This window comes from Verrucomicrobiota bacterium (assembly GCA_039192515.1).
Classification (GTDB): domain Bacteria; phylum Verrucomicrobiota; class Verrucomicrobiia; order Methylacidiphilales; family JBCCWR01; genus JBCCWR01.
In genome coordinates this window covers 1-24,844 of sequence record JBCCXA010000032.1, presented here as the reverse complement: position 1 = coordinate 24,844, position 24,844 = coordinate 1, and the positions used below count along the sequence as shown (strand labels likewise).

The window sequence follows — 24,844 nt, the reverse complement described above, 5'->3', positions numbered from 1 at the left end:
TCTAATGCGAAGAAGGCTTGAGCATCCGTTCAAAGAGGTCTGCATAGCTCAAGAGTCCTTCCTTTTGAATTTTTATATGATGGGGGTTTAATTCAGGGACAGAAATGATGAGATCGAAGAAGGCCTTAGCCGATGTGATAATGCTTCTTAGAAGCGTCGGAAAGGGGGTTTTTGTTTGAGCACGGGTTACATCAAAATAATGGTCAAAAATATCCACATCACTTTCGGTTGTTGAGGGGGGGGGATCCGTTATCTCTTGGCTAGAGGTTTCTTCCTCTAATAAACCAAGTACCTCGTTGATTTTCTCCAATCCGGCCTCTGACTTTTCAGCCCTTAAGGCAATTTTAAAGAGTTCTAGTCCACGTAGTAATTTTTCTTGTTCGTTGGGGCAATAATTCGCTGAAAGCGAAGTTGGTAAATTGCGAGGGGGGAGTAAATTGAGGGCCATATGACTACTTGATTAGAAATTTGAAAAGCTCTATTCACCATCCATTTGCTTTCTAAGGCTAATGGGGCGCATATCAGTCCAGACCTTAGATATATGCTTTAAGCATTCATCTTTTGAACCTCCTTTACCCTCTGCTTTCCACCCCCAAGGAATGGTTTTGTACTCGGGCCATATGGAATATCGGCCTTCTTCACTTATTACTACCAGGTATTTTAATGTGTCATTTGTTGTTGTCATCATACTTCGAAAGGTCATGTAGGGCCGCATCTAAGTAGTGCACTTAGCCACGTGCTAAATAATTTAGGATAGATTATTTTTTATATTGTGAACATTGCTGGCAGGTTTTATTATAATTGAGACTGAGTTTCAATAAAAAAGCGCACTACATTATAATGCTGTCCAAAATTAATGATTATAAAAGCAAGTCTTTCGCTAGAGAAGTGCTAGCAATTTCTGCTGCTTAAAGAATAGGGGCTCTAACTATGTTGACTATCAAAAAATTGAACAAAACATACACTAATGGCATTAAGGCCCTCTCTGATGTGTCCTTAGAAATTCCCTATGGTATTTTTGGACTCTTAGGTCCTAATGGTGCTGGAAAATCAACACTCATGCGCACGCTTGCAACCTTGCAAATAGCAGATTCGGGGGTTGTGAGGTTGGACGAAATGGATTTGTTTGAAAATCCTCAAGAATCTCGCAAGCAGTTAGGATTTCTACCTCAGGATTTTGGAGTCTATCCAAACGTTAGCGCCGAGGAAATGCTAGAGCAAATTGCTGTTTTTAAGGGCTTTACACATCCCGCTGTAAGGAAAGAGATGGTTAAACATCAACTAGATTTGGTCAATCTTTACCAGAAAAGAAAGCAAAAGCTTGGAACTTTTTCAGGTGGAATGCGTCAGCGGTTTGGTATTGCTCAAGCCATGTTGGGTTCGCCTAAGTTAATGATAGTAGATGAGCCGACTGCTGGCTTGGATCCTACAGAGCGTATTCGCTTTCACAACTTACTTGCTGCGATTAGTGAGGATCGGACATTGATTTTATCCACGCATATTGTCGAAGATGTCACAGATCTCTGTTTGAACATGGCCATTATGAGTTGCGGAAAAGTTGTTCGTAAAGGAAAGCCATTAGAACTTATTGAATCTCTGAAAGGAAAAGTATGGACGAAGGAAGTAGATTTTAAGTCTATGGAAAAGTGGAAAGTGGGTTACCCGACTCTCATACAGAAAATGAATCAAGGTAAGCCTTGGGTTCGCATTATTCGTGATGAAGCTCCTGAAGATGATTTCGAGCAAACGGAAGGCAATTTAGAAGATGTCTATAATGAAGCTTTGCTAGGTAATAACTATAGCTCACAACCTGATGAGAGCGACGCGTTATCTATTGCCTAAAGTCAATAAAGAGAATTTAAGAGTTACAAGTGATGTTTCAGTCTATTTTTTTATTTGAATTAAGATATCACCTGAGAAGGCCAGCATTTGTCCTTATCAGTCTTATTTTCTTTGTTCTTGCCTTAACCGATGTTTTAGCGAATGCCAAAAGTGGTGATGCTTTCTTTTTTGTAAATAGCCCGAGCCAAATATTTGAAACAACCATTCTCTACACGGTTTTCTCGGCTCTTGCTGCTACGGCCTTTATTGCTGAGACATTTATTCGAGATAGCAGATTTCAGACTGATGCTCTCATTTTAGCTACGCCACTTGCGAAGTGGCATTACTTACTAACGCGTTTTCTTGCTGCATTCATAGTTACTTTAATATCGTTCTCTTTCTACTTACCAGGTATGATTCTGGGAACATTATTTCCTGGCCTTAATCCTTTTGCATTGGGTCCGTTGAGACTCGAAGCTTATTTCATTGCTTATCTCCAATTAGTTATTCCCAATCTGTTGATTGTTTCGGCGTTAGTATTTTGTTTAGCGAGTTTGACTCGAAGTTTAGCTGTTTCCTACGCGGGGGCCATCGTGCTTATGATGCTTTATCTCGGTAGCTTGATGATGACGGGTATAGATCTCATAGATTTTGAGAATTATTATATATGGGCGCTAAGCGATCCATTTGGACTTTATGCTGTTTTGGAAAAGGCGTTCACTTGGACCATACATGAACGCAATACAGTCATCCCTACTTTTAGTACTAATCTTTTTTGGAATCGAGTCATTTGGATAGGCTTTTCTTTGATTATGATGGCTTTGGCCTATGCTCGTTACTCCATGTCGCTTGAGCCTAAGCGCAAAAAAGCACCTGTTGTCAGGATTGCTTCTGCATCAGCTGTTTTGGTGAATGAAGAAAATAAAATTTACCCCTCATCTGAAAAGTTTCGAGAATTTGGATTGGCCTTTCAATTTAGGCAGTGGCTGAAGTTGAGTATCTTTGATTCTCTTTGGGTGCTACGAAGTCGAGCCTTTTTACTTATATCGCTATTTGGTGCACTCAGTATGTGGATGACAGCTAGTGGGACACGATCTTTTTATTATTCAGACCCCAGTACGGATTTGGTCATTCATACTGCGAATATTTATTTAGAGAGCATTCTGCTAATTATTATTGTGGTTTATGCTGCGGAATTAGTCTGGCGAGATAGAACACTCCGCATCCACGAAGTGATTGATGCCACGCCAGTTTCTAATGCCATTCTTATGCTTTCTAAAGTAAGTGCACTATTCATTATCATAACCGTTTCATTACTGTTTTCAATTCTGGTGTTGATGTTTTACCAGACGTCAAAGGGCTATACCAACTATGAAGTTTCACTTTATCTACAAATGCTTTTTGTGGAGCATGGTCCGCACTTCTACTGTGTTGCAGCAGCAGCTATTTTTATGCAGGTTATTGCACGGCATCGTTATCTAGGAATGGCTTTGACGGTAGGACTTGTTCTATCACCCATTATTTTGAATACACTTCATCTCTATCATAACCTATATCGATTTGCGCAGACCAACGATATTGATTATTCACCTATGAATGGCTATGGCAGTTTGCTTACTGGACATTATTGGTATTCATTTTATTGGTTGCTTGTATCCACACTTCTTTTAATTGTGACGTATCTCATCTGGCCAAGAGGCACTCTCTTTAATACTCGGATTGCGAACATCATATCTAGATGGAAAACAAGTAACGTGACTTTTAAAAGCCTTACGGTCGCAGTTACTCTAATGGCTTTAACAACTGGTGGTTGGATTTATTATAATACATGTGTTTTGAATGAATTTCAATCGCTCGGTAAAGACCAGATTGCAGCAAAAATTGAGACGGATTTCAGAAAATATGAAGACTTACCTATGCCAGTAGTCACTGGAACAAAGCTCAATATCGAGCTTTATCCTGAGGAAGAATATTTTATAGCTCAAGGTCAATATGAGCTTCTCAATGAAACGGGAAAGCCTATTCACGAAATCCATCTGTTAACATTTATTAATCTTTATTTAGAGCGCTTTGATTATCCTGGTGCCACTTTGAGAGAGGAACATAGGGAGTTAGGTTATTTTATTTATGATTTAGCAATCCCACTCATGCCTGGCGAAAAGCAGAAGGCTCCATTTACTGTAAAGACCTTGAAACGGAAAGGTTTTCTCAACCAAGTTGATGCTGATGAAATCTATATGATATCGCCAAATGATGTTGTGCACAATGGTACTAATCTTTATAGCCCATTTATTTTACCCTTTATCGGTTACACCAAGATGGCAGAACATAAGAAAGCTTGGATGCGTCATAAGTATGGACTGCCATCTTTGGAAGAACGAATGAAAGCGCATAATGATCCAGATGGTTTGTCAAAAGCTTTTATGGCAAGTCACTTAAGTTGGGGCAGCACTGATGTTACCATTAGCACTTCAGATAAGCAGATTGCAGTGACAGCTGGTAAATTGATGCGTCAATGGGAAAAAAATGGACGGAACTATTTTCATTACAAGTCACAAGTGCCAGTTAGAGGTATTTTTACCATCTGTTCTGCGGAGTATGAAATCTATCGGGATGGCGAGCCAGGGCAGATTCCTATCGAGTTATACTATCACCCACAACATGATCGTAATTTGGAATTGATTGTTAAACATCTACGAGGTGCTCATGATTTCTATGCCAGTGTTCTTGGGCAATACCCTTATGGATCTATCAGGCTCATGGAGTTTGTTTATTACGATGGAATGTTAGCTTACAATGGTGGAGCTTTAGGATTGCCCGAGGCTTTAGTCTGGAAGAGTATCGCGGAAGGTTTGGGTAAGGAAAATCTTATTAAATGGTTGAGTTATACACTAGCGCTTAGTTGGTGGGAGGATCAGATTATTTCAGCTGATGTAGCGGGGTCGATGAGTATTCGAGAATCTTTGGCTTATTATATGTGTGGTTTGTATCAAAGATCATTGCGGACAGATCAAGAGAATCACGAGGCGAAGCAACATTTGATGCGTAGTTTTTTTCGTCAGCGTGGCAGAGTCAATTTTGAAGAACCGGCTTTAGATAATGTTTATAACGAACTTCCAATTGCAAAGTATAAAGGTGGTATGACCCTTGAGCTTATTGAATATCTGATTGGAATAGAAAATCTTTTGAGTGCATTGAAAGAATTTTACGAAAATCACAAATTTAATGAAGCACCTTATGCTACAATTCTTGATTTGCGTGATATTGTTTTGGCTAAGACAAGCACTACTTATCACAATCAAGTACAACAACTTTTTCACGAGGTTATTACCTATCAGCTTGGTATTGAAGAAGCTACCTGCATGCAAAAGGAAAAGGATCAATATATTACGACATTGAAATTAACAGCAGAAAAGCAGTTCTTCAAAGGGCTAGGAGAGCAAAAATCGACTTCACTTGATTTGCCAGTGAAGATTGAATTGAAAAAATTTTCTGAAAATGGAGTAGATAAGGTCATTGCTAGTAAGCAGTGGGTAGCAAATCAAAAAGATGAAAGCATTGAAATCATCACTGAAGAAAAGCCTGATTTTGCATGGATAGATCCTGATTATACTTTTCCATCAGTATTTCTACAGAATAACCAAAGAAGGGTGCAATTCATCCGTTAGCAAATCGACTGAATGAAGATGTTTATGATGAATTTAGAAAAGCTCTTATCTACTTTGAAATCTTTGGATGTCCGCCTTTGGGTAGAGGGATCGGCTTTGCGATGTGATGCTCCTCAAGGAGCTTTAACAAATGAACTCAAAGATGTTTTACGTTATCATAAAAAGGAGTTAGTGGATTTACTTAGTCCTTCCAGGACTTCAGGTGTGGTTAATGCTTGGGAAGCAGATATTGTTTTATCTGATGAGTTCAGATTTGAGGGTCAACCAGATCATGCCGAAGTGTCTACCGAAAAGAGAATTTTCCTCACTGGGGCCACTGGTTTCTTGGGTGCTTATTTATTATCGGAGCTCATCCAACAAACACAGTCGAATATCATTTGCTTGGTTCGAGGTAATACTCAAGAAAAGAATGAGGGTCTTTCTGCATTTTCTAGAGTAGAAAAATCACTTGCCCATTATGGTCTATGGCAAGATGGTTACAAAGAGCGGCTTTTAGTATTGGAAGGAGATCTGTCAAAAAAGCAACTGGGTCTCAGTAATGAAAGTTATTTAGATTTAATTACAACGGTTGGTTGTATTTTTCATAATGGTGCTTATGTTCATCATGGACTACCTTATACTTCACTGAGAGCGACTAACGTTAAGTCAACTAAGGAATTATTGAGGTTAGCTTTTCAAGCTCGTTCAGATTTTCACTATGTATCTACACTTGGAGTGTTGCCTCCGTTAGCAAGTGAAAAGCATAAGCGTTTTTATGAAAAGGATTCTATTTCCCTAATGCCTCCACCAAGAGGTGGATATAATCTTTCTAAATGGGTTTCAGAACGGTTAGTCGAAGAAGCTGCGAGTAGGGGGTTGGCTGTCACTGTTTACCGCCCTGGGCCTATTTCTGGTGATAGCACGACAGGAGTCTTTAATGATCAAGATTTTTTATGTCGTTTAGTTCGAGGTTATATGGCTTCTGAAATGGCACCTGAGGGCAAGACTCCGCTTGATTTATTACCAGTTGATTATGTTGGTAAGGCAGTTGTTTGGCTTAGCCAGTTGAATAGAAACAATAACAGACCTGTACAACGGTATCATCTCATCCATCCTCGACCTGTTTCTTCTGAAAAAATTTTTCAAGCATGTCAAAGAGCAGGGCTGAATATCAAACGTGTTCCTTATCAAACATGGTATGATCAATTGGCAGAAGTTGTTCGAAAAGGGCGAATTGATCATCCTCTATACCCATTGGCGGGTCTTTTTGCTTCAAGAGCTGAAGGTGGAGTAAAACAGTCTGTAGATATTAAACTTCCTTTTGATATTACTGAGGTTGAAGAGGCTTTAAGGGATGCTCCTTTTCTCTTACCAGCTTTGAATGCAAAATTATTCGATAAATATTTAGAAGTAATGTTAGAGCAAGAGTTGGTTCAAACATGAGCGAGAGATATGATCAATACGACAGCTGGGCATGGCTTTATGATCAAACGGTTGGTCCAGAATATGGTCGTGAGCAATTTTCCGTTCTTCAGAGGGTATTGATTCCTAAACTGAAGGAGGGAGCTAAGTTATTTGACTTATGTTGTGGTACGGGACAACTCATTGAGCATCTGTTGAGAAAAGGTTATGAAGTAGTCGGGCTTGATGGTTCAGAGGAAATGCTCAAGAGAGCGGAAATTAATGCACCAAAAGCGGAGTATGTTCTCGAGGATGCACGAAAATATAAGAAGCCTAATTATTTTGATGCGGCTTTTTCTACAAGTGCCGCTTTGAATCATGTGCCAAGTGTTGAAGACTTAAAGCAAGTTTTTGAGAATGTTTATGCCTCATTAAATGAAGTAGGGGTATTTGTATTCGATTTAAATCATCCAGAGCAGATGGAGAAATGGTGGAGGGGTAGACCTCTTGAAGGGATGATCGCCCCCAAATGGGCTTATATGGTAACGCCTTTTTACCAGAGCGATAAAAAGGAAGGGTTTTTCCGAGTTCATATGTCTCGTCAAGTGGTTAGAGATAAAGGTATAGGTGCTTTAATGCGCCCCATTAAAGATGCTTTGTATACATTTTTGAGCCGTGCCCGGTTGGTTGGTTTGAGAATCCGGTTGATCAGAAAAATTCGCGAAGTAGAACCTGCTTGGGATCATCAAGAGAATGATTTTGAGGTCACTGCGCACGAAATTAATGCTGTTCAAAATGCGCTAAGAGATGTGGGATTCTCGAAAGTTAGTATCCAGACTTTGGAGGGTGACTCTAAGATTGACTCAAATCATTCAGCTTACTTCATTTGTGAAAAAAGAGGTGCAGTATGAAGACAGAATCAGATGGGGTACAAGATTTAGTTACTGCTTATCTCAAGCGAACAGAAGGTTCTTATCGCTTTGCTGAGGAGAGCTCTGATTTTCATGTTGATAAAAGCTCAATTGTATTTGGAGCAACAGAAGATACTCAAAAGCTAGCCTATCCTTTTGTGATCGAACGCGCCGAGGGGTCACGGGTATGGGATATAGATGGAAATGAATACATCGATATCTTGCAAGGACTTGGGGCAAATCTTTTTGGTCATAATCCCTCGTTTATTCGAGAACGATTGTCAGAAGCCATGAAAAAGGGTTTTGCCATAGGTACTCAGACGACACTCGTGGCGGAAGTTTCTCGACTCATACATGACCTTACTGGAATGCCTAAAGTCTGTTTTAGTAACACTGGTACTGAAGCTATTATGACTGCTATTCGGATTGCTAGAGCAAAAACAAATCGATCTAAGATTGTGATCTTCAAAGATTCTTATCATGGTCATGTGGATTGGGTCATCATGCGTCCCAGCATTGCAGAAATCGTTAGGCAAAGGATTGTCTCTCGATTGGGTGAGCTAGGTCTTTCAGCTATAGGAAGTGTATTTAAAGGGCTTCATTTCACAAGGGCAATTCCAGCGTCTGTAGGTATTCCTAACTCGATGGCTAAAGACGTGATGGTCTTAAACTATGGCTGCTCTAAGTCTCTAAACATTATCAAAAAGCATCGTAGTAAAATAGCTGCTGTTCTTGTTGAACCCGTTCAAAGTAGAAAGCCTGAAATACAGCCTAAAGAATTCTTGCAAAGCCTTCGAGAAGTTACCAGTCATGCCGGTATAGGATTAATTTTTGATGAAATGGTAACAGGTTTTCGTACCCATCCTGGAGGTGCTCAAGCTTACTTTGACGTGAAGGCAGATTTAGTCACTTATAGCAAAATCGCGGGTGGAGGTTTGCCTTTATCAATAGTGGCTGGGAGAGAAGACTTTATGAGTTATCTTCAACCAACTGCTGGTGTAGAGCGTGATAGGAGCATTTTTTTTGCAGGCACTTTTTGCAAGCATCCTCTTTCACTCGTGGCTTCCCATGCTACTATGCAAGAATTGATTTCACGAGGAAACTCTCTTCAACAAGGCTTAAATCAAAAGGTGGCGAACATGATTGAAAATCTCAATGACTTAACAAATTCTTACAAAATACCTGTCCGTTTTACACACTTTGGTTCTTTCTTTTCAATCTCCTTAAGTGAAAGCCGGATGAGACCATCGCAAGTGAATCAACTTTCCTATTACCTACGTTATAGTGGAATTCATCTTAGGGGAGGGGATCGAGGTGGATTCCTCACAACCGCACACACAGATGATGAAATTAGGACAATTAATCAAACCTTTATAAACGGACTACGATTTGTCTATGGCCAGAAATCTTGGGCTGAAACAAAATCAAGCGGAACATTGGAACATCAAGAATATGAGCGAACTTACTGATTCTAAACGTATACTCGATACACTGCGTGCTGCTCGCGAGCAGATTGAGAAACTGAAAAAGCCTAAAGATCAGCGCATAGCTATCATCGGAATGTCTGGACGATTTCCAGGCGCCGAAAATTTAGATGAGTTTTGGGAATTACTGCGCGAAGGTAAATCGGGTATTCGTGAGGTGAGTGAAACTGAGTTGAAAGAAGCTGGAGTTCCCGAATCTGAGTACGCTGACTCTAACTACGTGAAGCAATATGCGAGTTTTGATGACCCAACCTCATTTGATGCTGGATTTTTTGGCTATTCTCCTGGAGAGGCTGCCATGTTAGAGCCACAACATCGTGTCTTTTTAGAATGTGCTTGGACGGCATTAGAAGATGCTGGATACGATTCGCATCAATATGAAGGCCGTATCGGTGTGTACGGAGGAACAGCACTTAATAGCTATATTCTTAACCTCAACAATGATTCCAGTACTTCTAAGTCTGTGAATGAGGTCCAAGCAGTAGTGAGTAATGTCATGGGTCTTATGCCAACTCGTGTATCCTATCATATGGATTTAAAAGGACCGAGTTGCGGTATTCAAACAGGTTGTTCGACGTCTTTAGTCGCTTTGCACGAAGCGTGTCGGAGTTTGGTTGATGGTGATTGTGAATTAGCCTTAGCAGGTGGTGTAACTATCGGTCGAGCTGAACCTGAGGGTTATTTACATGAGCCCGGGGGGATTGCTTCGCCTGATGGTTGTTGTCGTGCCTTTGATAGGGAAGGCAAAGGAACACTTTTTGGTAATGGAGTTGGCGTTCTTATTCTAAAAAGGCTAGAGGATGCTGTGAAAGACGGTGATACGATTCGTGCAGTTATTCTTGGAACAGCGATCAATAATGATGGTGCTGACAAAGTAGGACTTTTAGCACCGAGTGTAAATGGTCAAGCTGAAGTTATAAAAAGTGCTTTTAAGCGGGCAAACGTTTCTCCTTCAACGGTTAGTTATGTTGAAGGACATGGAACAGCTACAGAGCTTGGAGATCCTGTTGAATTTTCTGCTTTGACTCAAGCTATGGCTGCAAGTTTACAAGCTGAGAATAAAAAATGTCGTATCGGTTCAGTAAAATCTAATGTGGGCCATTTGGATGCAGCAGCTGGTGTTGCCGGAGTGATTAAAACGGTACTGGCCCTTCAGCATGAAACTATTCCAGCTACTCTTCATTTCAATGAACCCAATCCTCAAATCGATTTGGTAAATAGTCCTTTTTCTGCTAGCTGCGAAAATCATGCATGGACAAGGTCTGAAGAACCAAGAAGAGCAGGAGTTAGTTCCTTTGGTATGGGTGGAACAAATGCACATGCCATTCTGGAGGAAGCGCCTCTTTTGGGTAATCACCAAGAGAGTATAGAAGATGATACTTATATTTTTCCACTATCGGCAAAGACAAGCACAGGTCTCAAAACACAAGTACAGCAATTAGGTGAATATCTACAGGCGAATGAAACCTCTCTTAAAAATATTGCTTATACCTTGCAGGTTGGCAGACGTTCCATGGAGCATCGTTGTGTCGTTGTGGCTAAGAAAAGGAATGAGCTTCTCAATCAATTACAAAAGGCCAAACCGAACTTAGTTGAACAAAAAGCTCCAGTTGTATTTCTTTTTTCAGGGCAAGGAAGTCAATATGTTGGTATGGCCAAAGAGCTCTACGAGCAAAATGAAGTTTTTAGAGCTAGTATGGAAGCATGCGCTTTTTTTCTTTTACCTGAGCTCGATTTGTTTTCGCTATTATTTGAGAATGAGTCTTCATTGCAAGACACTGCACATGTTCAACCTGTACTTTTTGCTGTGGAATATTCGATGGCTCAACTTGTTAAAAGCTGGGGCATAGAACCTGATGCTATGTTAGGTCACAGTTTAGGTGAATATGTTGCGGCCTGTTTGGCAGGAGTTTTTTCTTTAGAGGATGCATTGAAAATTGTCTGTAAAAGAGGTCAACTCATGCAATCTTGTCCGAAAGGTAAGATGCTTGCTGTTCGAATGAGAGTCGAAGCAGCTAAAGAAATTCTTACGGAGAGGCTGGAAGTCGCAGCTGTTAATTCTCCTGAACAAATTGTTATCTCTGGAACGGAAGAAGATATCCTTACACTTAAAAATGAGTTGGAAAGAAAAGGTATTGTCTCACAGGTTCTTGATACCTCGCATGCCTTCCATTCTCATTTAATGGATCCGGTGCTTCAAGAATATAGATCTTTTTTGAATACCATCATCTTTCATACACCTAACCGAGATATTATATCTAATAGAACGGGGGTGTGGTTGACATCAGACGAAGCAACTTCTCCTCAATATTGGGTTGAGCATCTTCGGAATACGGTTTTATTTGCTAACGGACTGAAAAAACTGCAAGAGACGTTACCAGATGCAGTTTATTTAGAGTTAGGGCCAGGAAATACATTATGTCGTTTAGCGAACATGACACTCGGTAATAATTGCACCACCATCTCCACTCTAACAGGAATTTATGAGTCCGACTATGGGATTCCAACCTACAAAAAAGCCAAAGCAATGCTTTGGTTAAAAGGAGTTCCTATCCAATGGGCGAATACTTATGATGAAGAGGTACGACGTGTCCCTCTCCCAACCTATCCATTTGAGAGAGCGAAACACTATATACCACGTAAGAGTCAGCCAGATATTCCGGAGGTAGATCATTCTAAAAAACAACCGATTGAGAATTGGTTCTTTGCTCCCAGTTGGAAGCAGCAGCCATTCGTTGTATCAACGCAAAGACAGGGAACTCAAGAAAAAGATAAGTATATCATTTTCGGAGATGTGAACCTGAAGACAGAATGGCAAAAGGCGTTGTCTAGTTTCGATTATGTTTGGGTAGAAGCTGGTGGTGAATGGCAAAAGACTGAGAGTAGTTTTGTGATTCGTGCTAATGAAGAAGAGGACTATACCAAGCTGGTCGCGACGTTAGATTTCTCACCAACCCAATGGGTTCATGCTTGGACATTTGGAGAGGAAGACTTAGTAGATAGTTTTGATAGTCTTGTGGCTTTAGGGCAAGCACTTGCTAAAGCAAACTTTGGTAGTCAACAGTATCTTAACGTTGTGACCTCTAATCTTTTTGAAATAACAGGGTCAGAAAAAGTGAATCAGGAGCGAGCAGCACTTCCTGGTTTGGTTAAAGTGATGCCGCAGGAAATTTCTCATTTAAATTGTCGCCTTATAGAAGGCAGGCTTAAAGATACACATTTTCCTAATTATCTTGCTGAGGAGTTAGCAAGCCAAAGCTCGGATCAAGTGATTGCTTATCGAAATGGAAATAGATGGATTCGATCTTACGAGAGTCTTGAATTACCTGAAACAAAACCTGAACTACTCAAAGAAGAAGGTTATTATCTGGTTATTGGAGATCTAGTGGATGGTTTAGGAATGGTTTACGCCCAAGCGCTTCGCGATTATCTGAATGCAAAAATTCTTGTTTTAGGTCGAGAGGGCATTCCTGAGCCTTCAGAATGGGATGCCTGGTTTGCAACTCATGGCGCACAACACCCTCTTAGTAAAACTGCGCAGAAGATTAAAGCATTGGGTCGGGAAGGAGTAGACTTTGTCATGGCTAGCGTTGATTTAAAAAACTCGGATCAAGTTCGAGTAACTAGCCAAGCACTGATGGAACGTATGAACGTTGAGGACCTTTCAGGTATCTTCTATGCTGATGTGATGGGTGGAGAAGCGAGTTGTGCTTTCATTGACCTAGACCATGAAGATAAAGAGAAAATTTTTGAAAAGAAAATTCGCTACTTGGACTCGGTGAGCAATCTTGTGGAAGTACTAAACCCTGAGTTCGTGGTCATGCAATCATCGCTCTCTTCGATAGTAGGTGGAGCTGGTTTTTCTGCTTATGCGGCAGCCAGTAGTTATTTGGATGGGTTTATTGAGCGTCAGAAACGTTCAAACTTTTTTTCTATGAACTGGGATGCGTGTCGAATTGATGAGGATGATATGCATTTGGATTCAGATCTCATGGCGCTTGCTTTTGATTCTGAAGAAGTATGGGAGGCAACGAGACGTATGGTAGGGCAACCTCAATTATCACGAATCGTTGTGAGCCCTCGTTCGCTTGACGACCGCCTTAACTATGATCCAAGAAAGGTTTGTGATGAAACAAATGAGAATAGCGCAGAGCGCCTGCTTGATAACGAGTATGAAGCACCAGAAACAGACATTGAAAAAGCGGTGGCGAAAGCAATGGGAGATTTGCTAGGTATTGCTAAAATAGGACGTCACGATGACTTTTTTTCCATGGGAGGTCATTCTTTATTAGCGATTCAAGCTATTACCAAACTACGTAAAGATTTTAAAGTAGACGTCCCTATGCGAGCGATTTTGCAAGGAACGCCCACGGTGGCTGGAATTTCCAAGGTGATTGAGGAGAATATGGGAGATCTGAGTGAAAATCAGGTTTTAGCTGTAGAAGATCTTCTAGACCAAATTGAGAATGAAGAGAATCAAGAATTAGCAGCAAAGTAGAAGAGAGGTATAAAAATGAAGTATAGTCTATTCTTTTTTGATGGAGATGGAGCCAATGTAAGTTCTGGAAGTTATAACTTGTTGATTGAAAGCGCAAAGTTTGCAGATGCTAATGGTTTCACAGCAGTATGGACTCCGGAACGTCACTTTCATGCTTTTGGGGGGCTTTACCCGAACCCAGCACTTACTAGTGCGGCTTTGGCCATGGTCACGAAAAATATTCAACTTCGAGCAGGTAGCACAGTGCTTCCACTTCATCATCCAGTTAGAGTTGCTGAAGATTGGTCAGTAATTGATAACTTATCAAATGGTCGAGCGGCTATAGCTGTTGCTTCAGGGTGGACCATGGACGAATTCATTCTTTCTCGAGACCCCCATGGAAATAGAAGAACAGTTATGTGGAAGAATTTGGATCAAATTAAATGTCTTTGGAAAGGAGAGGCTGTTCCTTTTGAGGATGCAAACGGACGTTCAGTAAAAGTCAAAAGTTTACCGAGACCTCTTCAAAAAGAACTTCCTATTTGGATTACCTGTCAATCTACGGAGTCTTATATTGAGGCAGGACGTATTGGTGCAAACGTGCTTACTTCACTTTTAGGCGGAACACTTGAGGATCTAGCACCTAAGCTTGCTAAATATAGAGAAGCTTGGAAAGCAGCAGGTCATGAAAAAGAAGCAGGAATAGTATCACTCATGGTGCATACCTTTTTAGGAGAAGATGAAGAGCAAGTAAAACAGGACATTCGCGAGCCTTTTGCAGCTTATCTTAAAACACATTATGGGCTTTTAGAGAACTTAGCAAAAGGTATGGGTCTTGACGTCAAGCTAGAGGATTTCTCCGATGATGATTTGGATGCTATTTTGACCTTTGGTGTAGAGGGCTTTATCAAACAACGCTCATTGATTGGTACTCCTCAGGGATGTGTTTCTCTTGTAAGGGATTTTGCTGAAGCAGGGGTAGATGAGCTCAATTGCCTGATTGATTTTGTTCAAGATGATCAAGCGATTTTGGGTGCAATGCCCTACTTGAAGGAATTGATGGATTTGACTTCATCGGAATTAGTTTTAGAAGATGTCGCAAATTGATCCAGTTAAGCTGGCAGCGCTTCGCGCAAGAGTTTCTGATCTCACGCCAAAGCAACGGGAACACTTTCGTTCTCAGTTAGAAACACAAGGGATTAGTTGGGCATCAATTGTTCAGGCAGATACTTCCAAAGAGTTAAGCCTGTTTGAGCTAGAGGAACGTCCCGAACGACTTCCTCTTTCCCCATCTCAATCACACGTTTGGTTGCTACACCAGCTATTTCCTAAGCTATGTTCTTACCATATTGCCTTTGGCTGGCGTTTCGAAGGCTCCTTGAATCCAGAGTTGGTGGAAACAGCACTTAATCAATTAGTTGAACGTCACGAGGCGCTTCGTACTGTTTTTCGGCTAGATGATAAAGGTCAGCCTTATCAGTACTTAACACCTCCAGCTTCTATGGTCTTAGAGGTGAAAAATTCTCTTAATGTGGATCATACCGATTATGTTGCTGAACCTTTTGATTTGGCAGAAGGACCACTTTACCGGATGGAGTTAGAGCGTGAGAATGAAACAAGTTGGCTACTCAAGATTGTAATTCATCACTTGGTAGCGGATGGGTGGTCTAGAGGAATTCTCATGAGAGATTTTATCTCTTTTTATCGCAAAGCAATAGGTGATGGGACTGTTGAGCTTACACCATCTAATGAAGTTTTGTCTAAAAAAACATATGCTGTTTATCAATCGGATCAAAGCTGGTTCGAAAGTGAAGAGGCCAAAAATCAATTAAAATACTGGAAAAAACAGGTAGATGGCTTAACGCAAATAGAGCTTCCAACTGATTTTCCAAGAACTTCAAATCTGAGTTTTGAAGGTAAGACTTTAACAGCGCAGTTGCCTTTATCTTTGTCAGAAAGGATTGAAGCTTTGACCAAAAGATCAGGCGCAACAACCTTTATGATTCTCTTAGCGGCTTTTAAATATCTTTTGTATCGTTACACCGGAGAGAAAGATATTTCCTTGGGTGTTCCGGTTTCGGGAAGGCGTCATGAAGAGTGTCGTGATATCGTAAACTTTTTTGTAAACACGCTTGTGTTACGCACACAACTTGAGACCGAAAAGCCTTTAAACTTTCTTGATTGGGTGGGCGAAGTGAAGAAAACAGTTCTTGGTGGCCTAGCCAATCAATTTGTTCCTTTTTCGCAGGTAGTTGAGGCTAGTGCCCCAGATCGTAGCTCGAATCGTAACCCTTTATTTGAGATTATGTTTCAAGCTCAGACTGAGGGGTATATGATGCAAAATGCATCTTCTCCAGATCTAGCATTGAGAGAGCTTAAACTTTCACAAATCCCCTTATCCTTGCCTGAAACCAAGTTTGATTTAAGTTGGCATCTTTTTAAGCGTTCTGAAGGGTTCCTTTTAGCTGTTGAGTATAGGAGTGCTTTATTTACTCAAACGAGGATTGAGCGAATGATGAAGCACTTTGAAAATCTTTTGAAGGTGCTTGTTGAAAATCCTGAAATCCCGCTCTCGAGAGTAGGAATGTTAGATGAACAACCAAAGGACTTAAACTTTCTTACAGAAGAGGAGCACACATTACAAAGCGATTGGGAAAAGGGAGAATATAGAGAATTAAGAAATTCTTCTATATTGGATGGTTTTGCTCAACAAGTGGCACGACAAGCGGAGAAAATTGCTTTTATCATTCCAGAGACTGAGCATGGCCAAGAAATTTTATTTGATTACAAAACCTTGGCACGCCAATCAGATTCTCTTGCTGATTACTTAAGACATGTGCGCAAATTAAAACGCGGCGATAGAGTGGGTATCTATTTAGAACGTTCTTATTACTTGCCGATTACATTATTAGCGGTCTGGAAATGTGGAGCTGCCTATGTCCCGCTTGATAAAGAATTTCCGGAGCAACGTCTCCGTTTTATGGCTGAGGATGCCGAGTTGAGTCTTATTCTACATGAATTAGACGATCACCAGGCTAAAGAAATTTTTTCTGAAGTTTTAGAAAAAGATAAATTTCTGGCCTTGAGTGAAGAACAATTTGAGAGTCATGTAAGTAACAATGGTGTCGATTTTCATATTCAACCATGTGACTTAGCATATCTTATTTACACAAGCGGTAGCACTGGCCAGCCTAAAGGTGTTACAATCACACATGAAAATCTGCTTAACTTCATGGAGGCAATGTCTGATGCACCGGGTCTAAGAAAAGATGAAGTGCTTCTAGCGGTGACAACTATTTCTTTTGACATCTCACTCTTAGAACTGTTTCTCCCTTTAGCGACTGGTGCAACTTTTGTTTTAGCTCCTGCAGGCGCTGCCCGTAATGGCGAACTTTTGAGTCATTTGATCGAGAAGTATCAAGTTGATGTGATGCAGGCAACGCCAACGACTTGGCAAATTTTACTAGAAACGAGCAAGCAAACCCTTTCCAATCTTCGCGTGCTTTGTGGGGGGGAAGCTTTGAGCTATGATTTAGCTAAGCGTTTACTAAAGTCGGCTCAAGAGCTTTGGAATCTTTACGGTCCAACTGAGACAACAGTGTGGTCTGGTGCTCTACGCCTCACTCCTAAGCTTCTTCAAAATGAAACTGTCCCAATTGGTAACCCGATTTTGAATACGTCACTTAGAGTTTTGAGTTCTGAAGGTAATGTGGTTCCAATTGGAGTAGTAGGTGAGCTTTGGATTGGAGGGAAAGGAGTTAGCCCAGGTTATTGGAAGCGTACAGAATTAACTACTGAAAAATTTCAAGACGGTTGGTATACAACAGGTGACCTAGTCCGTTGGCGCGAAGATGGTTTACTCGAGTTTGGTGGGCGAATGGATGGGCAGATTAAGCTGAGAGGGTTTAGGATTGAGGTAGGTGATATCGAATCTGCCTTAAGAAGGCACTCCGAAATCTCTGAAGCAGCGGTGATTGTTTCGGAAGGTGATCAAAAAAATAAGGCTCTAGTTGGTTTTGTGAGCCAGAAACGAGGGACTGATGAGACAGATTTAAAGAATTTTCTAAGAGGTAATTTACCATCATATATGATTCCTCATCGGATCATTTCACTTGAATCTTTGCCTCTCACACCTAACCGAAAAGTAGATCGTAAAGCCCTTGAGAAATGGAAAATCGAAGCAAATTATTCTTTGATAGAAGAAGGTTTCTCTTCTACCGAAGAGGAACGTGTTGCAAAAATTTGGGAGGAGGTATTAGGAGTTACAATTAGTTCTCGTAGGGATCATTTCTTTGAGATGGGAGGACATTCTTTAGCGGCTACTCGAGTGGTTGGTAGAGTGCATGAGGTATTAGGAATTAGGGTGCCTTTGATTAACCTTTTTGATCATCCGCAGTTAGCGGATTTTACGGATTCATTTTTAAAGACATCACAGATTTTGCAGTCTCCTATTAATCGTTGGAATGGGGGAACAGATAAGCTTCCACTTTCAGCAGCTCAGAAGAGGCAGTGGTTAATGTCAGGATTAATGTCCGATGTTTCTACTTATGTTATTCCATCAGCGGTTCGTATCAAAGGTGACTTGTCTATAGAGAGTTTAAATAAGAGTTGGGAACAAGTCGTCAATAAACACGAGGGACTACGTCTTGTTTTTAAGGATGTGATGGGAGAACCTTGTGCCGATGTAATTTCCTCTTGGCAGTACAAGATAGAAGAGGTCGATCTTACAGATCAAGATTCAGTAGAGCGGGAGAAAATCTGGCAAGAACGCGCTAAAGAAGAGTCTAATAAAGGTTTTGATTTATCCCAGGCACCTCTATGGAGAACCGTTCTCTTTAGGCTAGCTCCTCAAGAGAATATTTTTTTCATTTGCTTTCACCATATATTGGTTGATGGATGGTCGGTTGGTGTCGTGGTCAAGGAAATGATTGCTGCTTATCAAGGGTATCTCAAGATTCAAGAGAATCAGCTTCGTTATGTTGATTATGCAGAATGGCAAGCCAAGCAGGACATGAAGCCAGGTCTAGAGTATTGGAAAGAAGCTTTAAGAGACTTGCCAACAGAGCTTTCACTACCTCTTGACTTTCCGAGGCCAGCAGAAATCTCTTCTCGCGGCGCTACTTGGAGATTCCAGTTGAACAAAAAACAAACAGATTCACTTCATAGGGTTAGTCAAGATGCTGGAGTGACTCTTTTCATGACGCTGCAAACCGTTTTAGCAGTACTACTTTATCGCTATGGTGCTGGAAGAGATATTGCGATTGGCACAGGTTTGGCTAATCGTTTAAAATCAGAATTAGAGTCAATTGTTGGACTATTCGTTAATACCCTGGTGCTACGTAACAGGATTGAGGGCAATCCAACTTTTAGAGAATTATTACTTCAGTCTAAAGATATAACTTTAAAAGCTTATCAATACCAGGATGTTCCCTTTGATGAGATTGTTGAGCTTCTAGATGTTCCTCGTAGTCGTTCTACGACTCCACTTTTTCAAGTTTTGTTTGCGTTACAGAATGCTCCTTTTGATCGTGCGCAAGCGGAAGGTTTAGAATGGGAACCTATCTCTTTAAATACTAATACGGCGAAGTTTGATCTCAGTCTCCTAATGCAAGAGGTAGAAGATGGTGTCATTGGGAATTTTGAATATCGCACAGAATTATTTAGAGAAGAGACAATTTTTGAACTAACAGAAAATTTTATTCACTTAATTAATGAAATTCCCGAGGCCTTGGATCAGCCAATTTCTTCTCTGATGTGTCTTGATATGTTGAAGCAAGGTCAACTGGTCTCTTGGGGTAGAGAGGCAAGGCCTTCCCAATTGCCAAAGCAAACGATAGGGGCTTGTTTCCAACGTCAGGTTACTGAAACACCTCTTAAGATTGCTATGGTGCAAGGTAATCAACAAATCACTTATCAAGAGTTAAATCAGAGTACGGATACTCTAGCAAAAGAACTAGCAAGATTAGGGATCTGTACAGAAACCAAAGTTGGAGTGATAGCAAATCGCTCAATCGAAACTATTGGAGCGATGCTGGCTATCTTAAAAGCGGGAGGTGTTTTTGTTCCACTTGATCCATCTTTGCCTCAGGCTCGTTTGGATTGGATGATAGAAGATGCCGAGATCGCCTTCATCTATGCTGATACGAGAGAAGTATTGGAGACCTTTCTCCCTGACCAGGAAGTAGAAATATTTGATCAATCAAGAGGTTTTTTCGTCATGAGTGATAGAAAGCCAGTTGAGGTTTCCAATCATCAAAACGATGCAATATTCCCAGCTAATCTAGCCTACATCATGTACACATCTGGATCTACGGGAACGCCCAAAGGAGTTTGTGCAACACATGATGGAGTGGTTAGACTTGTGCGGGAGACTAACTATGTGCCTTTGTCTTCCGAGCAGATTATTTTGCAAGATGCACCTCTTGGATTTGATGCTTCTACATTTGAGATTTGGGGGGCTTTGTTAAATGGGGGATCTCTTATTCTAACTGGAAGAGGTACTCCGACCATAGAGGAGATTTCAGACCTTATTTACCAACATAAAGTTACCATCTTATGGATTACAACAGGATTGTTTCATCTACTAATTGATGAGGGCATTGAGACTATTCAGTCAGTGAAGCATATCATGACAGGTGGTGAAGTATTATCCATGGAGCATTTGCGAAAGGCGAAAATATTACTGCCGCATACGCAAATTATTAATTTTTATGGTCCGACAGAAGGGACAACCTATTCCACTTTTTATCCATGTGATCATGACGAAATTGACAAGATGTTTCGAGCACCGATCGGCCATGTCATTTCTAATACAGAAGTTTATATTTTGGATGAAGATCTGCAATTAGTTCCTAGAGGAGCCGAAGGCGAGTTATATATTGGAGGAAGAGGGCTTACCCGAGGTTATCTCAAACAAGCTGCAAGAACTGCGGAAAACTATATACCAAATCCTTTTGTAGATCCTGAATGTGATGAGCCGACTGATGCCAATTTAACACTTTATAAAACAGGTGATCGAGTTCGTTACCGTGAGGATGGAGAGATCGAGTTCCTAGGGAGAATGGATCAGCAACTTAAGATTCGTGGCTTTCGAATTGAACCAGGAGAGATTGAATTGGCTTTGCGAAAGCATGCTGAAATTGGTGAGGCTATCGTCGTAGGTAGAACTGATCATTCCGCTAAGAAACGACTTGTCGCTTATGTTGTGTCTGAAAATGATGCGCTAGAAGAGAGTGCATTGCGTAATACGCTTTCAGACAAGCTACCGCCTCAAATGATACCTACTAAGTTCGTTGTATTAAAGCAACTACCTCTGACAAAAAATGGTAAGTTTGATCGTAGCCAACTTCCTGAGCCAACATGGCAATCAGATCAAAATATTTCAGAAAGTGGTGGGGAAATTGAAGAACTGCTGCGTTCAACATGGCAATCGGTTTTGCCTGTCAAAGAAATAAGTTTACAAGATAATTTCTTCGAATTAGGGGGCGATTCTATTATTGCTTTGCAGATTATCAGTCGCCTCAAGAAAGCAGGTTACCAAGCAACACCTGCTCAATTATTCCAATATCAGACCATCCAAGAATTCGCAACCATTGTTGAGAAGGATGTCTCTACTGTACCGAGCCCTTTAGCTGAGCCTAGTGGAGAGGCATTTGAGAAACTTCCTGTGCAACAGTGGTTTCAAGAACTTCACCTTACAAATCCTCATCACTTTAATCAGGCAGCTTGTTTGAGAACAGCTGTAGCTTTAGATAGAGATCGCTTGGATCGAGCTCTGGTCGCATTGTTCAAACATCATGATGCACTACGTATCAGATGGAAAGAGTCGAATAAAAGTAAGCTTTATTACGCAGATGTTTCTGCGCCTTCTATCGAATGGTGTGATGAGAAGGAATTACATGAGGTAGTGCAGAGGGTTCAATCAAGTTTTCATTTAGAAAGGGGTCCGATCTTTCTTGTTGCAGGTTTTACAGGAGCAGATGGTTCAACTACTTTACTTCTAGTAGCTCACCATTGTGCGGTCGATGCTGTTTCGTGGAAAATTTTGCTGGAAGATTTCTATGAAGCTTATGACCAGGCTGAAACGACTGAATCGATTCTCTTGCCTGCTAAAACTCTGAGCTATGAGGCATGGACAAAACATCTGTGTCACATGACAGAGCAAATTTCTGAAAGCAAAAACTACTGGAAAAAAGTTGTTGGGAATAGTGCAACATTAGAGAGCTTTTCACTTAAACATGTCATCGAAAGAAAAAAAAGTGGTGTGACTAAGATGATTCCCTTACACCTTTCTAAAGAAGAGACAGATTCATTTAAGAGGAACCCTATCTTACCTCTTTTACTTACTGCGTTGGGGCGATCTTTTGCAAAACGAACAGATAAGAAAAGCATGACTGTGATGCTTGAGTCACATGGTAGAGATTCTGAAGCATTAGGTCAAAACCTTGATTTATCAAGGACCATAGGCTGGTTTACCTCCCTTTATCCTTTTAATTTGGCTATTTCAAATGAAATGGAAATGGAAGCTTATGTTAAGCAAATTCAGGAGAATTTAGATCAAGTTCCTCACAAAGGATTGAGTTATGGCATGTTGCGTTACCTTGGAAAAGATGAGTTGCTATCGCTTAGCCCTATCTTAGCTTTTAATTTTTTAGGAGTAATCGATGCGGGTATGAATTTAAGTTGGTTTGAACGTTTGCCAGTTCCAGGAGATAGCGTGGCAAAGGAAAATGTTTTACAAAATCCTATAGTCATCGATTGTTGGATCGAAAAGGATGAATTTCAAGGGAAGTGGTCTTATAATGCGTCTCTGTTTCATGAGGAAGAATTAATTCTGTGGGCTGATGAGTTTTTGACCCATATAATAGATATAGGTAAAAGCCTAGAATCGAACAATGAAGTGGATGCTGATTTACTTGGCGTGGACTCAAGTCAATTAAATGATATCTTCTCACAGGTCAGCTTCGGCGAAGAATCATGAGTGAAATTGATCGCACTCAGAAAACACTCTTTCAACTCAGTTGGCCACTTCTCTTGACTGCCTTGAGTGGAATGATTGTCATGTTGGTTGATACCATGATAATTAGTTCTTACTCCGAAACAGCCGCTGCATCTGTCAGTCTGGCTAATCAAATTTTATTAGTCGCTTTTGATCTCTCAGCTTTTTTTGCTGCTGGGTCTGTGGTTATGATCTCTCGCAAATTGGGCTCGAAAGAGCCTAAAGAGGCAGAGCGTTTTGCAGAAGCCTCTTTTGTGGGCAATGCACTGCTCGGATTTCTTCTGGGAGTCATTATTATGGCTGGAGCACCTTGGTGGGTGGCTGCTTTGAATTGTCCAGATGAAACGGTTGTGGGTGCAGAAATCTACCTTAGGGTTGGAGGGTTTACCATCATCTTTAATGGTATGATGATGGCAGGAACAGCTATGCTGCGTGGTTATGGGGAAACTCGAATCATGCTCGTCTTAGGGATTACCGCTCAAGTAGCTTATTTGATTCTGGCCTATGTGTTAATTTTGGGCATGGGTCCTATTCCAAGCCTGGGTGTTCTAGGTTCCTCTTTAGCAACTTTTATCATACGAGTGGCTGCAGTTATCGCTTTACTTATTGTTTTAGCGAAACGCTTATCCTTTTTTCCCACCTTTTGGAAAAGAACTTATCCTGATTTCCTTGCACGTGCAAAACCGATGTTTCAATTAGGTTGGCCCTTAGCTTTAGACAATTTGGCTTACGGATTTTATCAAATGCTTTTGGTGAGCTTCATTGCAGGTATGGGAGTCACTATGGTCTTGAGCCGATCTTTTACTTGGGCACTTTCTACGGTTTTAACTGTCCTCTTGATGTCTCTGAGTCAAGCAAATGAAGTTATGATTGGTTATCGTTATGGGGCAAAGAAGTGGGATGAACTGACCCGTTGCATGTGGAAATCCTCTGTGGTAGCTATTATTGTCACAACACTTGGTGCGATTATTTTGGCAAGTTTCGCGAAACCTTTATTAGGCCTTTTTACCAAGGATCCTAAGATTATTCAGATGGGTCAGAAATTGCTTTGGATAACTGTTTTTGCACAGCCTTTTAGTGCGGTAAATACGGTTCTTTATTTTTCTAGTAAGACCATAGGTGATGTTTTGGTTCCTGTAGCTGGCACTCAAATTATGATGTGGTGTATCAGCGTCCCCATTGCTTATTTGTTTGCAGTTACTTGGGGATTGGGTGTTATAGGCTTATGGTATGTTTTACTTATGGAAGAAGCACTTAAAGCAGTCTTTTTGAGCATCCGTTGGTGGATGTATTACGAACGCAGGAAACATCTTTTAGAGCTTAACTGAGTATGAAAAATTACTTACTATTCAGGAAAATCAGCAACCTAAGCGGGGATACAACGAGAGTTATGTGAACCTCTCAAATATATACTTAAAAAATGATAATCCTGCTGGGGCTTTGAATATGTTAGAGAGAGGTTTGTCGATATTCCCTGAAGATAAAAAGCTAAAGCAACAATTAGATTCCTTTTACGCCCAATATGAGATTACTGAGGAATAGTAAAGCAGTGTTAGCGTTTGGGAATGCAACACTTTAATCGAATTCAGCTCCTTATAGGAAGAGGTCCCTATAAAAGCCATCATCGCACTTTCATCAAACTTTATTGGTTGAAGGTGTAGATGGCTGTGAACAAGTACCATTCTTGAATGCTCAGGGGACTAGGATTAAGCCGAGTCGGATTACTCACCAAGTGAGTCAATGTATTGATAAAGCCGATATTGGCAAATCTGGAAGCTGTCATTTATTTAGGCATAGTATTGCCACAGGTCTTCTTGAAAATAGCTGCGATATTCGACATATTCAAGAGATGCTAGGTCATGAGCATCTAGAGACCACACAGGTTTATACGCACGTCAGCTTGCGCGAACTCCAACAAGCTCATGAAAAATGTCACTCTGCTAAAGACAACTAGAGCATTTACTAATTAAGTAACAACAAGCTGTACATTTAAGAGGTTTGAGATTATAAGCTTAAGGATGAAGGCATATAGTAAGGATTTGAGAGATAAAGTCATCCAGGCCCTTGAAGGTGGAATGAGCCAAAGTCAAGCAGCTCATAACTTT

Annotated in this window: 12 protein-coding genes; 10 read left to right on the top strand and 2 right to left on the bottom strand. The window is 40.8% G+C overall.

Translation table 11 applies throughout. The features are described 5' to 3' along the window. Position 1: 1 nt before the first annotated feature. Together AAGA18_12680 and AAGA18_12675 are read right to left on the bottom strand one after the other, a co-directional pair. On the bottom strand, positions 2-448 hold the full coding sequence (locus tag AAGA18_12680) for a hypothetical protein (protein ID MEM9446194.1): 447 nt from the start codon (positions 446-448) through the stop codon (positions 2-4). A gap of 30 nt (positions 449-478) precedes the next feature. Further along, positions 479-685: an MbtH family NRPS accessory protein gene (locus AAGA18_12675; protein ID MEM9446193.1), complete on the bottom strand. Its 207-nt coding sequence runs from the start codon at positions 683-685 to the stop codon at positions 479-481. A gap of 245 nt (positions 686-930) precedes the next feature. Here AAGA18_12675 and AAGA18_12670 point away from each other — a divergent pair, with 245 nt between their 5' ends. From AAGA18_12670 to AAGA18_12625, 10 genes are all read left to right on the top strand, one after another. Continuing rightward, positions 931-1,842, top strand: coding sequence for an ABC transporter ATP-binding protein (locus tag AAGA18_12670; protein MEM9446192.1), 912 nt, complete (start codon positions 931-933; stop codon positions 1,840-1,842). A 32-nt stretch (positions 1,843-1,874) separates the two neighbouring features. Then, positions 1,875-5,489 carry a peptidase gene (locus tag AAGA18_12665; GenBank protein MEM9446191.1) on the top strand — a complete coding sequence of 1,205 codons (3,615 nt, stop codon included), beginning with the start codon at positions 1,875-1,877 and terminating at the stop codon, positions 5,487-5,489. A 24-nt stretch (positions 5,490-5,513) separates the two neighbouring features. Further along, positions 5,514-6,911: a thioester reductase domain-containing protein gene (locus tag AAGA18_12660; GenBank protein ID MEM9446190.1), complete on the top strand. Its 1,398-nt coding sequence runs from the start codon at positions 5,514-5,516 to the stop codon at positions 6,909-6,911. After that, positions 6,908-7,780, top strand: a complete 873-nt coding sequence (locus AAGA18_12655; GenBank protein ID MEM9446189.1) for a class I SAM-dependent methyltransferase — start codon at positions 6,908-6,910, stop codon at positions 7,778-7,780. The genes AAGA18_12660 and AAGA18_12655 overlap by 4 nt, the downstream gene beginning before the upstream one ends. Next, positions 7,777-9,249 (top strand): aminotransferase class III-fold pyridoxal phosphate-dependent enzyme, encoded by a 1,473-nt coding sequence (locus tag AAGA18_12650; protein ID MEM9446188.1) that lies wholly within the window; start codon positions 7,777-7,779, stop codon positions 9,247-9,249. Before AAGA18_12655 ends, AAGA18_12650 begins: the two co-directional genes overlap by 4 nt. Further along, positions 9,233-13,762, top strand: coding sequence for a beta-ketoacyl synthase N-terminal-like domain-containing protein (locus AAGA18_12645; protein ID MEM9446187.1), 4,530 nt, complete (start codon positions 9,233-9,235; stop codon positions 13,760-13,762). The genes AAGA18_12650 and AAGA18_12645 overlap by 17 nt, the downstream gene beginning before the upstream one ends. 15 nt (positions 13,763-13,777) lie before the next feature. Continuing rightward, positions 13,778-14,848, top strand: a complete 1,071-nt coding sequence (locus tag AAGA18_12640) for an LLM class flavin-dependent oxidoreductase (GenBank protein ID MEM9446186.1) — start codon at positions 13,778-13,780, stop codon at positions 14,846-14,848. After that, positions 14,835-22,721, top strand: coding sequence for an amino acid adenylation domain-containing protein (locus AAGA18_12635; GenBank protein MEM9446185.1), 7,887 nt, complete (start codon positions 14,835-14,837; stop codon positions 22,719-22,721). The genes AAGA18_12640 and AAGA18_12635 overlap by 14 nt, the downstream gene beginning before the upstream one ends. Beyond that, positions 22,718-24,067: an MATE family efflux transporter gene (locus tag AAGA18_12630; GenBank protein MEM9446184.1), complete on the top strand. Its 1,350-nt coding sequence runs from the start codon at positions 22,718-22,720 to the stop codon at positions 24,065-24,067. The genes AAGA18_12635 and AAGA18_12630 overlap by 4 nt, the downstream gene beginning before the upstream one ends. 317 nt (positions 24,068-24,384) lie before the next feature. After that, positions 24,385-24,693 carry a tyrosine-type recombinase/integrase gene (locus AAGA18_12625; protein MEM9446183.1) on the top strand — a complete coding sequence of 103 codons (309 nt, stop codon included), beginning with the start codon at positions 24,385-24,387 and terminating at the stop codon, positions 24,691-24,693. Positions 24,694-24,844: the final 151 nt, after the last annotated feature.